Below are 11,790 nucleotides of genomic sequence, written 5' to 3'. Positions count from 1 at the left end.
CCCGGTGCCGGAAGGTTAAGTGATGGGGTGCAAGCTCTTGATCGAAGCCCCGGTAAACGGCGGCCGTAACTATAACGGTCCTAAGGTAGCGAAATTCCTTGTCGGGTAAGTTCCGACCTGCACGAATGGCGTAACGATGGCCACACTGTCTCCACCCGAGACTCAGCGAAGTTGAAGTGTTTGTGAAGATGCAATCTCCCCGCGGCAAGACGGAAAGACCCCGTGCACCTTTACTGTAGCTTTGCATTGGACTGTGATGAGGCTTGTGTAGGATAGCTGGGAGGCTGTGAAGCGCAGGCGCTAGCTTGCGTGGAGCCAACCTTGAAATACCAGCCTGGCGTCATTGCGGCTCTAACCTGGGTCCATCATCTGGACCGGGGACCGTGCATGGTAGGCAGTTTGACTGGGGCGGTCTCCTCCCAAAGAGTAACGGAGGAGCTCGAAGGTTCGCTTAGCGCGGTCGGACATCGCGCCTCAATGTGCAAAGGCACAAGCGAGCTTGACTGCGAGCCTGACAAGGCGAGCAGGTGCGAAAGCAGGACTTAGTGATCCGGTGGTTCTGAATGGAAGGGCCATCGCTCAACGGACAAAAGGTACGCCGGGGATAACAGGCTGATACCGCCCAAGAGTTCATATCGACGGCGGTGTTTGGCACCTCGATGTCGGCTCATCTCATCCTGGGGCTGTAGCCGGTCCCAAGGGTATGGCTGTTCGCCATTTAAAGTGGTACGTGAGCTGGGTTTAAAACGTCGTGAGACAGTTTGGTCCCTATCTGCAGTGGGCGTTGGAAGTTTGAGGGGGGCTGCTCCTAGTACGAGAGGACCGGAGTGGACGAACCTCTGGTGTACCGGTTATGACGCCAGTCGTACAGCCGGGTAGCTAAGTTCGGGAAAGATAAACGCTGAAAGCATCTAAGCGTGAAACTTGCCTCAAGATAAGACTTCCCGGGACGTAAGTCCCCTAAAGGTTCGTTGAAGACGACAACGTTGATAGGTCGGATGTGTAAGGGGTGTAAGCCCTTGAGCTAACCGATACTAATTGACCGTGCGGCTTGATCCTATAACCTTAAGCAACATTTGGTTTTCAGTGCTCGGCTGTTAGCCAATTCGGGTGTTTGTTGATTACAATTCTCAACCCTACTTCTTCCTTTTTCTTGCGATTGGCCGACAGCTAGCGACTGAGGCTGATCGTTAAGGCGGTTACGCTTGGCGGCAATAGCGAGGTGGCCCCACCCCTTCCCATCCCGAACAGGGCCGTGAAACGCCTCAGCGCCGATGATAGTGTGCATTCGTACGCGAAAGTAGGTCACCGCCAGGCACCATCAATAAAAGCCCGTCCCGTAATGAGACGGGCTTTTATCATTTGGTTGACATGAACCAAGTTGCAGCTGTGACAACACGGAGAGAGCCTATCGGTTGCGCTGCCCCACGGGTCTAACGTCCAACCCGGAAAGTTTTACAATATTCCCGTAAACCCAAACAGCGACAGGAGGACAGCATGCCACAACAAAAAGAGAATTCGGCGCAAGCTCCTTCAGGAAAAGAAATCGCCACGCTTGCGGGGGGTTGCTTCTGGTGCCTGGAAGCCGTGTTCGATGAGTTGAAGGGTGTGGAATCGGTCGAGTCTGGATATATGGGTGGCGCCTCGACAAATCCCACCTATGAACAAGTATGCCGTGGCAATACGGGCCACGCTGAAGTGGTGCAAATCGTGTTTAATCCGACCGAAATCTCGTTCAAGGAAATCTTGGAAGTATTCTTTGTCATTCACGACCCTACCACGTTGAACCGGCAGGGGAACGATGTAGGTACCCAATACAGGTCAGCTGTTTTCTACCACTCGCCGGAACAAAAGTCTCAAGCGGAACAGGTGATTAAAGAATTAAATGACGCGCACATATGGAATTCAAGCATCGTCACGGAAATCGTGCCTGCTCAAGCTTTTTACCGCGCGGAGGGCTACCACCAGGAATACTTTCTGCGCAACCCCGCGCAGCCTTACTGCATGTTCGTTGTCGCGCCAAAGGTTGCCAAACTGAGAACGCAGTTTCTTGCGAAGCTCAAGGGCGGGTGATTTCTTCAATTGCATCGCATCTAAAAATCATTGACAAAACACCCTCATGTTCGGCATGCTCTCGTTGTTCTTGCCATAGGCGTTAGGCAAGCGAACTCGTAGATTGATTGTCAGACCACACGATAGGAGAAGTCACATGGCTAAGAAGAAGGGGAAGAAATCCGCAGGAAAAAAATCCAGCTCTGCTAGGAAGCAGCCAGCCAAAAAGAAAATGGCCAAGGCTTCCAAGAAGAAGCGCAGCGTGGCGAAGCGCAAACCAAATCCGGCATTCATGCGGCCCATGATGCCCGATCCGGCGCTCGCTGCAGTTGTGGGTGCCATTGCGCAGGCCCGCACTGAGATCACCAAGAAAATATGGGCCTACATCAAGAAGAACAAGCTGCAGGATGAAATTAATCGACGCATGATCAATGCCGACGAAAGGCTGCGCGAAATTTTTGGCGGCAAACGGCAAGTTTCAATGTTTGAAATGACCAAGCTGATCAACGAGCATTTGAAATAATTCCGTCTGGATAGCGACTGGCACTGTCCGCAGGGATAGTGCCAGTTTCTTTTCTACCCCCAAATTGCCCGCAGGCGACCGCGGGCTATTTCAGGGGCAACTGATACGATCTGCTTAATTACCCCGCAAGTGTAATCGTGGGTTAAGGGGCGTACTGATACCGCTATGAGCACGATAACGAGTCGATTGGCCTGGGCTGCTGTTCTTCTTGTAAGCGCCGGTCTCTTGGGATTTGGTCTCTACTTGCAGCATATTGAGCACCTTGAACCCTGTCCGCTTTGCATCCTTCAGCGCTTGGCCTTCATTGCGACCGGATTGACCGGTCTGGTAGCAGCAGTTCACAATCCGCGGACCGCGGGACAGGCTGTTTACGCCGGTATGCTGATACTTTTTGCGGGTTTGGGGGCGGGCATTGCCGGCTGGCATTTCTGGCTGCAGCACGCACCGCACGGCAAGGCATTCGAGTGCGGGCCCGGCATTGGTTACATGCTCGACGCTTTTCCGCTATCGAAAGCCCTTCCGATGATTTTCAGGGGTTCGGGCGATTGCGGGAATATCGTGTGGAGCTTCCTCGGGCTCTCCATCCCAGGTTGGGCGCTGGTTTGGTTTATACTGCTTGTCATAGTTGGCTTGGTTCTTTTAACCCAGGCCTTGAGGCAACCTAAACATGCCACATCGTGAAAGCGCCAGCGTCATTCATCACTCGTTCCGCGGGCTCGGCCAGAACACGATAGCCTTTGCCGTTGCCCAAGCGATTCTCGAAGGATTCGACAAGCATTATCGAATTTTCCGCGAGACCAGCCGCGGGGCAAAGGAACGCTTTGAAAAGCAGGACTGGGCGGCAGTGCAGCAAACCTCCCGCGAGCGCATTCAATTCTACGACCAGCGGGTTCTGGAAGGCGTCGAGCGTCTGCAACAGGAATTCCGGGCGGAATCGCTGGACGACCTGACTTGGCAGCAAATCAAGCTGCATTACATAGGTTTGCTCACCAATCACAAACGGCCCGAACTGGCCGAAACCTATTTCAACTCGGTATGCTGCAGAATTCTCAATCGGACCTATTATCACAACAATTTTATTTTCGTGCGGCCGGCAGTATCGACCGACCACATTGAGTCCGAGGAGCCGTCTTATCGCTATTATTACCCGGGAAAAGCGGGATTGCGCGGCACCTTTCTGCAGGTGATCCGGGACTATGGCTTGATACCCCAATTCGCGGATTTGCATCGAGACATCCACTACGTTTTTCACGTTTGGCGTCAGCACCTGCCGCGTCCTTTCCATGCCGAATCCAATCTACAGGTCCAGGTACTGAGTTCGTTGCTTTTTCGGAACAAAGGCGCTTACCTCGTCGGCAAGCTGATTAATGGCAACTATGAACACCCGTTTGCCATACCGATTCTTTACGACGAAGCAGGCAAGCTTTATCTCGACACAATTCTGCTCAAGCAGGACCACCTGCATCTGCTCTTTAGCTCCACTCGCGCCTATTTCATGGCTGACATTGAAGTGCCTTCTGCGTTTGTACAATTTTTGAGCAGCGTGGTGCCGAACAAGCCGGCATGGGAGCTATACACACTGCTCGGATGGCAGAAACAGGGAAAAAACATGTTTTACCGGGATTTCCTCCATCATTTGAAACATTCAAATGACGAACTGGTCATCGCCCCGGGTATCAAAGGCATGGTCATGGTCGTCTTTACGCTGCCGTCCTATCCATATGTCTTCAAGGCCATCCGGGATGTGATTCCACCGCCGAAGGACGTCGATCGTGAAACGGTAAAGAGCAAATATCAGCTGGTCAAATACCACGACCGCGTGGGGCGCATGGCGGACACACTGGAGTACTCCGACGTTGCTTTCCCGAAAAGTCGATTTACGCCCGAGTTGCTTGGAGAGCTGAGAAAAGAAATCCCTTCGCTCGTGGAGGAGGAGGGAGATACGCTGCTGATCAAGCATCTGTACATCGAACGTCGTATGGTTCCGCTTAACCTATACGTGGAAAAGGCCAATGACGATGATTGCCGCCAAGTGATTTACGATTACGGCAATGCCATCAAGCAGCTTGCCGCCGCCAACATCTTCCCCGGTGACCTGCTGTTTAAGAATTTCGGCGTGACGCGTTACAAGCGCGTGGTGTTCTACGATTATGACGAAATCGAATACCTGACGCGCTGCAATTTCCGCAAGCTCCCGCAGCCGCGAAATGAAGAAGACGCACTCGCCGCAGAACCGTGGTACTCAGTCGCTCCGAACGACATGTTTCCGGAGGAATTTGAAAACTTTCTGCTTACGGATCGGCGGGTGAAAAAATATTTTTATGAATATCATCGGGACCTGCTCGATTCGGAGTACTGGAAAGCGATCCAGCAGCGCATTATGGCAGGACAAATGGAAGATGTATTTCCCTATCCCGCCTCGCAGCGCTTTAGCAACATGTTTGGTTGCGCGCCGAGCGCCGCGAATTAATCACGTAGGTCTGGCCGGTCGACCCACTCGGCCGTCGCTGAAATCACGGCTGGCCAAGAGTTTTTTGCGCGGCGGCCAAAAACGCAGCCCGATCGCGCTCGCTTTCAATGGTCTCAGCTAGAGCCGCGAGCAACTCATCCGGATGGTGCATCGTTTTTGCTGACTTGCTGACCAATATTCTCGCCATTGGCCCGATGTATTGCACTAGTAGATGCTCGACGCTGGAAAGCGTTTCTGCGGTGAGAACGTCGGGCGTTGCTGTACTGCTCTGCGCCGCTGGAGTTTCCTCAGATGGCGAAGTGGACGTGATTTGTCGACCCCCGATTTTCGCCCATAGTTCATCAAGAAACACCTTTCTTAATTCTGGCACCGGGATGCCTTCCGCCAGCGTGCGCGCCAGTTCTTCGCGGTTACCGGCTTTCTTTGCGCTTCTCTTGATCATTAGCGTCGCGATAGGACCGATATGCCGCGAAAGCAGCTTTGTTACGGCGGCAAGGAATTGCTCATCGAAATCACTTTCGGGAAGCGCCGATTCGAAAATCGCATTCGCAGGCTCGTCGCGTGGTGAATCGTTGAGTGCTTGCGACTCTTTGGCCACGACGTTGCCTGTTCCTGAAATATTGACTTCATATACTTCGTGTTCGCGGACGTGCTTATCCTTGTGTATTCCGTGATAACGAAAAAGCTGCGCGTATTCTTCAGATAGGCAGGATACTACGTCGTAATAAGACCTCGAAACCAAAATTTGATTTGGCGCAGCAAAACTCATCACACGCTGCGCAACGTTAATTCCATCCCCGATTATATTAGGCCGCCCGTTTATGTCCTTGACGACCTTAACCGGGCCCAGGTGGATTCCGATGCGCAGTTCGAACTCGGGAAAATCCTGCTCGATCAAAGCAACGCGCAAGCTGTTCGCTATAAATAACCCTTCTTCCGGGTCGCCCGGAAGGCAGATTGCGGCGCCGTCTCCGGTATCTAAAATGATGCGGTCGACAGGTGAAACGTTATGCAATGCCTGCGACAGCAGCTCATTCAGCCAACCTTTGAATGCCAGTTGTTTTGCGACGGTCTTTTTTGAATAATCGACGATATCGACAAACATCACGCTGCAGATGAGCGTCCGCTTCAGATTGCCGAGCAACGGGTTTGCCATCGTCGCTAGCCCTCGATCATCTGCATGGCTTTTTGCAGGCTGCGTCTCATCCGATTGAATGAGGCTCCCAACACCCCGATTTCGTCTTTGCCGAGCTCTGAGAACTCTTGTATCGCAAAGTCTCCCGTGCTTACCTGGTCGGCTGCTTTCGACATTTTCTGAATTGGGCGAACGATCATCCAGCTCAACATCAAATTCAACACAATAAAGACCACCGCGAATACCGCGAATAGAGAAATCATGAAAGTCCTGAATGCGCGATCGGCATTTTTGATCGGCAGTGACATCGGTACCGAGACGATTTGAGCTCCAACGATTTCATTCATTTTCCAACCAAAACCATTTGCTTCGCCATAGAGCTTAATCATTGATGCCGGAGCGGCGCTGGGAACACTGTGACAAGCCAGGCATGCCTCGTCTTTAATTTGGAGAGGACGAGCAATATAAAGTGCCCGTCCGGTCGGAGTATCGCGCTCTCCTGCAATTTCCTTTTTATCCGCATTATCGCGGAACGCGTGCACCAAGTCTGCTTCCCAGTCGGTTGTCCGATCACGCGGATTGGTTGGATTAAGGATCGCCTCTTTGTAGGAGTAATCCGGGTATTTTTTTCTCAGCACGTTGAGGGTTTCAGTCGCGGCATAGGCCGGAACACTTTGTGGCAAGAACACACGCAACAACTGCAATTGCAGATGAGGCGCCACTTGATTGACGGTATATCCACGTATTGCAAGTGCGGTTTCCATCATCAGCTCGGCATTCCGGACGACCTCGCCTCTCGCATTACGCTGCAGCAATTCGTTTGTAATCCATCCGGTAACCCCAAACCCCACCAAAAACACTGCTAGCAGGATAAGGTTAAATTTCATGCGCAATCCCATAGCGCCTCCTTTCAATCGCAATAGGCCGTTTTATTTGCAGGTCGTCGCTTCAGTATAAGCTTTTGTAAAACCGATCAGGCTGAAAGAAACCGGGTGAGTGCCGGTAACCGGCCACGTCGGCCAAAATCTTAGCGTAACTGTCACTTCTCGTCCCTGTTTGAATTGTTCGATGATCTTGCCATAGTTCGATTCAAATACCGCCTGTTTTTTTTGACTGACCTTATCCATTTGAATCGAGTCCCGGTTGCCAACTTTCATGACGATGTCAGAGAAACCGGGATCGAGTTCAGATTCGGTCTTCACGATCACCGCGTTATTGTCCACGATTATCTGTGCGCTGACTTTCTGATAGCCGTCATCAACCGGCATTTTCGCGGACGTCAAGGTGCAAATGTCTTTGTTACCGCTCAATTCCTTATTGACCTGCCATTCAGCGGCCATGACATTGATTGCAGCGCCCAACCATAAGGCGCAGCCGGCGACGCAGATTCCCGAAAATTTCTCCCCTAGTTTCAACATGAAAGCGAACAGCTAACCACAAATTTACAATTACGCTTGTTAAATACTATTTGAATAGGATACTCGCAATTTATTAAAACATGAATAAATGTGGCTTTTCCTCGGCTCCAATATTGGCTTGATAATTGCGAATGATGGTGATGAGTGCATTCTAATCATATTTAATGTCTTCATTGAGTTGCATGGCTGCAATATTTTCTTGCTGGTTCAGTACTGTATCGCTGCTGCCGTACCTCACGTGACTTTGCCGTCGTGGTTGACGCCGGTAGCCACAGGTAGCAAGATTCATATCCTCGGGTCACTAGCTCAATTGGTAGAGCAGCGGACTCTTAATCCGTTGGTTCGGGGTTCGAGTCCCCGGTGGCCTACCAGATTTTAGCTACAATCGGCTACAGAAACGAGGGCAGGGAAGGTATTGGATTGTAGCGCGCTTTATCTGTCAGGCTCGCGGTGGGTGAGATAGTGATTCATATTCGAACCCTGATTGCGTTCCTGCTGCTATTGCCTCTGACCGAGGCATATGCTTCCGACTGGAACGTAATCGGCGCGTACCGGATAGGCGAAGAAGTGTAGGAGTGTTGTTCACTGACCGCCCGAGGTACCACCATTACGAATATTCGGGAAGCACACCCTTCAGATCAAGCCGTAGGCCTTTAAGTGCCTGGCCGTGCTTGAGATGAAGACGGTGAAGACGGCGATGGCGGGAATCGCAAGAATGGTTCCAACAAAACCAAACATGAGAGTGCTGCCCACCAACCCGACGATTATGACGAGGGGATGGAGCCGCACCGCGCCCCCGAGTACGAGGGGTTCGTAGACCGCGTTCTTAATGAGCTCGGCCAGTCCCACGGCCACAATCACCCAAATCGCTATGCTCTCCGTCTCCACCATGGGCAACACCGGATGGAAGTCCTTTCCGAAGAACACATATGCGAGCCCAGCCAGCAAGGCAACAACGGATCCCAAGTACGGGACCACGTTGGTCACCGCGGCAATTAATCCGATGGCGAACGCCCACCGGAGGGGCAAGCCGATAAGGGCAAGGAACAGCGTAATGGTGAGACCGAGTAAGGAGCACGACAAGGAGAGCCCTCGCAAGTAATCGCCCACCGCACGGTCGAGATCCGCCAGAATGGCGAGCACCGGCTCAAAGAGCCGATTGGGGACGAGTCTGAGAAGGCCGCGTTTGATCTCACCCGTATCGCGCAGCAGAAAGAAGAAGACCAGCGGGGCAACGATCCAGGCGAAAAGCGCATCACCGAGCGCCGCAAGAGGCGTACGCACAATCTTCGCCCGCCCTTGGCCCAGGCCCTGGTCCGGCGCGCCCGCCGCGCCGACATCGCGTGGAGGTGTCCAGCCCCGCATCTTGCGTGTCTGAAGGTTGGCGCGGTGCTCAAACAGCAGTTTGTCTGACCAGGGATCGGTGCCCGCCGGTCCCGCATGGGACGCAATAAACTCAGCGTCCTCTTCGGGTGTCAGGGCTAGCGCCTGGCTTACGCTATCCATCAAGGGATCTGCGTCGGTGTGCAACAGTCGGTAGAGCTGGTTCCCGTTTGTCGGCGTATGATCGAGTCCCATTAAAGCCTTGTAGCGCTCGTTGAGGGCGTAGAGCGCGTGGACCTTCAGCTCGATGACTTTATGTTCCTTGGGAATGATGGCGCGTACGCCGACAACGATGACTAGGCTGGCCCCGAGGAAGCCGGCCAGCAGCATTCCAATTGCCAGGCCACGTGGCAGACGGAGGCGCTCCATACCGGTTACGAGGGGACGACAGACGTATGCCACCAGGCCGCCCGCCGTAATGGGGAGAATCAGACTTCGCAGCTCCCAGGTCAGATATGCGGCGAGCGCTATGCCTGCTGCGGCCACGATCGATTTCCATGCGGCCTGGGTCACTCCGAATCCTTTTGCTCGCTGGTCAACTCCTCGACGACCAATTGAAGTCTCAGGGCGGTGATCTCGGCCAGTTTTGCAAAAACTTTGTTTGCCAGGAGCGGAAAGTTGTGACTAAGTGCGTCTAGGTCGGACCGTCCGAGGGCAATCATCGAGACTGGGCCACGAGCCCGTGCTGAAAACCAGTGCACCGCTTCGTTTGCCATTAGTGCATATTCCCCTAGGGGCGCAGGCGGTTCCAAGGTAGCCAAGTCCACTTCCTCGCCGTGATGGCTTCGTCTCAGGATTTCAACGGCGCCGCTGCGGATGACATACATGGCCGCGCAGGGGTTCCCTTGCTCGAGGATGTACTCACCATCCCGGTAGCTTCGTTCGTGGATGAGCCGAGCCAAGCGCCTGAGATCGCCAACCACGAGGCCCTCGAAAAGGTGGACCCGCTTTAGGAAGTCCACAAGATCCTGGCCGCTCCCCTTAGCCGAGGTTCCCGGAAGAACACCGAACAGCGCACGCGTTGGGGCGCCGGTCCGCATCCGGTTCAAGTCCTTTACGGGCAATAGAAGCTTCTTGATACCGATGAGTTCGAATTTTTTCGGCGTCATTGAGTTCAGCGACGCGGCGGCGTTCTCAAAAGCGTTTGAATTAGATCCTCATCCAGGGCGCTTAAGACAAGCGGGTTCTCACTCGGAACCCCAACAGCAAGCGAGACATGCGCCTGAGCTTGTGTCACCGTCATCATGATCCGCACCCTATAGAGAATACCGATGCTCGCCTAGGCGACCGGACATGGCTGAGCTTCCCAAATCTCGCGAGCATATTCAAGGATGGTGCGGTCGCTGGAAAACTTACCGGAGCTCGCGACGTTGATAATGGCCTTTTTCGACCAGCCTTGCCGGTCAGCATAAAGGCGGCCCACTCTTTCATGGGTCTCACTGTACGACTTGAGATTGGCCAAATGCAAGTAATGGTCGCCGTGCGTGAGAAGGGTTTCGTCAATAGGATTGAAGATCCCCGGCTCATGGCGGTTGAACTGCTCTGAAAAAATCAGGTCCAGGGCCGCGCGGTTTTCCGGTTCGTTTTCATAGTGCCACTGCGGGCACCATCGGCACGCTCGACGGTGCGACGATCGAGATCGCAGAGGAGGTTGGAAAAGAGAACTTGCATTTCGGGATAACATCGTCTCGGTTTTTTCAATTCAGCGTTAACGGGTCGATGAGGAGCTTGGGACATTCCTCGATGAATTCGCCGTAGAGCGCTTAGCGCTTGCGCATCTCGGCGCGAATCAACTTGCGCGCTGCTATTGATCGTTTTTTACCGAGAAGCCCCGTCAGTTCACTAACTCATTCCTGAGCGTTAATCGCTTCTCGGGGATCCAGCCTTTGACTGCAGTCGGTCGTTTTCCAAGGCGCGATTCGTAATCGCAGTGCAGAGGGACAATGCCCATTTGACCAGCGGACGATATTCCGCGTGACGGTCAAGCGCCGGCTGGATCTCTTTCGCGTCGGATAGAGCAAGACCCAGGAACTCAAGGTCTTCGTCACTGAGCGGCTCCCCGGCGTCCACCTTCTTCTTCGGCTCCAGTACCCTCGGGTAGCGCTGCGTCTCAAAGCGCTTCCACAGCACATACATGACGCCCTTGTCGGTTTCACTTGTGTCCATGGCCATCTATGGCTGCAAGCCCCGTGCGGGATGCGCACGTTGTCTGGGGCAAGCTACAGCCTCTCGCCTCGACCTATCGAGCTGGCGGGTGTGCCTTGCGATCATTAGTTCCCCCCTCGAATCGCCCGACGAAAGAATCGCTTTTCAGCCCGCACGTCATGATGCTCACTGACGTAGAAGCCCGTGGTAGATATAGGTCCAGCCCCTCTTCACCTTGATTTAGATCGATAGCCAACATGCTATCATAAGTCCGATGCCGGGGCGGCAGATAAGGCTGAGACAAGTAGGTCCCGTCGAAGCGCCAGGCCGAATTTCGCAACGTTGCTTGCCGGTGAACCGTCAACTCGTTTATTGGTGCTTCATCCTGCGGCGGCAAGCGCGTCGGCCGGATTCGACGCAGCCGTGCGGCCGACTTGGAACCGTGCGACCTAAAGAGCCGGCACAAATAATATTAAATTCATAGAATTAGAAGCCGCACAATTGATTTAGATCAAATGTGCGGTTGCAACAGCAAAGTAAACTTCGAATTATCTTTTTTCCCTGTCGAGGCTAGTTCATGGATGCCGGTGCCCAAGTTTCACGCAGTTACGACCTTTCTGGCAAGGTTGCGCGGCTTTTTCAGAAACGTGTGAAGATCGCGCAG

General features: G+C 53.4%; 12 protein-coding genes, 1 tRNA gene and 2 rRNA genes. 9 read left to right on the top strand and 6 right to left on the bottom strand.

Translation table 11 applies throughout. The features are described 5' to 3' along the window. The 6 genes from VLV32_04220 to aceK form a co-directional block, all read left to right on the top strand. Window positions 1-1,059, top strand: a 23S ribosomal RNA gene (locus VLV32_04220); the annotation flags it as partial. Between the two features lie 145 nt (window positions 1,060-1,204). After that, window positions 1,205-1,317: ribosomal RNA gene (gene rrf / locus VLV32_04215) — 5S ribosomal RNA — on the top strand. A 180-nt stretch (window positions 1,318-1,497) separates the two neighbouring features. Continuing rightward, a complete protein-coding gene (msrA, locus tag VLV32_04210) occupies window positions 1,498-2,073 on the top strand; it encodes a peptide-methionine (S)-S-oxide reductase MsrA (GenBank protein HUL41097.1) in 576 nt (191 codons plus the stop codon). 136 nt (window positions 2,074-2,209) lie between these two features. Beyond that, window positions 2,210-2,575 carry an SWIB/MDM2 domain-containing protein gene (locus tag VLV32_04205; protein ID HUL41096.1) on the top strand — a complete coding sequence of 122 codons (366 nt, stop codon included), beginning with the start codon at window positions 2,210-2,212 and terminating at the stop codon, window positions 2,573-2,575. A 165-nt stretch (window positions 2,576-2,740) separates the two neighbouring features. After that, a complete protein-coding gene (locus VLV32_04200) occupies window positions 2,741-3,256 on the top strand; it encodes a disulfide bond formation protein B (GenBank protein ID HUL41095.1) in 516 nt (171 codons plus the stop codon). Continuing rightward, window positions 3,243-5,045 carry a bifunctional isocitrate dehydrogenase kinase/phosphatase gene (gene aceK, locus VLV32_04195; protein ID HUL41094.1) on the top strand — a complete coding sequence of 601 codons (1,803 nt, stop codon included), beginning with the start codon at window positions 3,243-3,245 and terminating at the stop codon, window positions 5,043-5,045. Before VLV32_04200 ends, aceK begins: the two co-directional genes overlap by 14 nt. A gap of 43 nt (window positions 5,046-5,088) precedes the next feature. On the opposite strand, the gene VLV32_04190 is transcribed toward aceK, so the two are convergent. Genes VLV32_04190 through VLV32_04180 form a run of 3 tightly spaced genes read right to left on the bottom strand, consistent with a single transcriptional unit; the run spans window position 5,089 to window position 7,598 of the window. Next, a complete protein-coding gene (locus VLV32_04190; GenBank protein ID HUL41093.1) occupies window positions 5,089-6,201 on the bottom strand; it encodes an adenylate/guanylate cyclase domain-containing protein in 1,113 nt (370 codons plus the stop codon). 5 nt (window positions 6,202-6,206) lie between these two features. Continuing rightward, the gene (locus VLV32_04185; GenBank protein ID HUL41092.1) at window positions 6,207-7,067 is read right to left on the bottom strand and encodes a DUF3365 domain-containing protein; all 861 of its coding nucleotides are present in this window, start codon (window positions 7,065-7,067) and stop codon (window positions 6,207-6,209) included. A 42-nt stretch (window positions 7,068-7,109) separates the two neighbouring features. Beyond that, window positions 7,110-7,598 (bottom strand): hypothetical protein, encoded by a 489-nt coding sequence (locus VLV32_04180; protein ID HUL41091.1) that lies wholly within the window; start codon window positions 7,596-7,598, stop codon window positions 7,110-7,112. A 295-nt stretch (window positions 7,599-7,893) separates the two neighbouring features. Here VLV32_04180 and VLV32_04175 point away from each other — a divergent pair. Together VLV32_04175 and VLV32_04170 are read left to right on the top strand one after the other, a co-directional pair. Continuing rightward, window positions 7,894-7,969: transfer RNA gene (locus VLV32_04175), tRNA-Lys, on the top strand. A gap of 79 nt (window positions 7,970-8,048) precedes the next feature. Beyond that, window positions 8,049-8,171 (top strand): hypothetical protein, encoded by a 123-nt coding sequence (locus VLV32_04170; GenBank protein ID HUL41090.1) that lies wholly within the window; start codon window positions 8,049-8,051, stop codon window positions 8,169-8,171. A gap of 60 nt (window positions 8,172-8,231) precedes the next feature. Here VLV32_04170 and VLV32_04165 read toward each other — a convergent pair whose 3' ends face one another. Together VLV32_04165 and VLV32_04160 are read right to left on the bottom strand one after the other, a co-directional pair. Beyond that, a complete protein-coding gene (locus tag VLV32_04165) occupies window positions 8,232-9,494 on the bottom strand; it encodes an AI-2E family transporter (protein HUL41089.1) in 1,263 nt (420 codons plus the stop codon). Next, complete coding sequence (locus tag VLV32_04160) at window positions 9,491-10,090, bottom strand: cyclic nucleotide-binding domain-containing protein (protein HUL41088.1); 600 nt, start codon at window positions 10,088-10,090, stop codon at window positions 9,491-9,493. The genes VLV32_04165 and VLV32_04160 overlap by 4 nt, the downstream gene beginning before the upstream one ends. Before the next feature lie 433 nt (window positions 10,091-10,523). Between VLV32_04160 and VLV32_04155 the strand changes: the two genes are divergently transcribed. Continuing rightward, window positions 10,524-10,739, top strand: a complete 216-nt coding sequence (locus VLV32_04155; protein ID HUL41087.1) for a glycogen/starch/alpha-glucan phosphorylase — start codon at window positions 10,524-10,526, stop codon at window positions 10,737-10,739. A gap of 102 nt (window positions 10,740-10,841) precedes the next feature. Here the strand turns inward: VLV32_04155 and VLV32_04150 are convergent, their stop codons facing one another. After that, entirely contained in the window at window positions 10,842-11,147 is a 306-nt protein-coding gene (locus VLV32_04150; GenBank protein HUL41086.1) for a hypothetical protein, read from the bottom strand. Window positions 11,148-11,790: the final 643 nt, after the last annotated feature.

The organism is Burkholderiales bacterium (genome assembly GCA_035518095.1).
Classification (GTDB): domain Bacteria; phylum Pseudomonadota; class Gammaproteobacteria; order Burkholderiales; family JAHFRG01; genus JAHFRG01.
The sequence above is the reverse complement of the archived record's forward strand: the minus strand, read 5'-3'. Positions and strand labels throughout refer to the sequence as shown.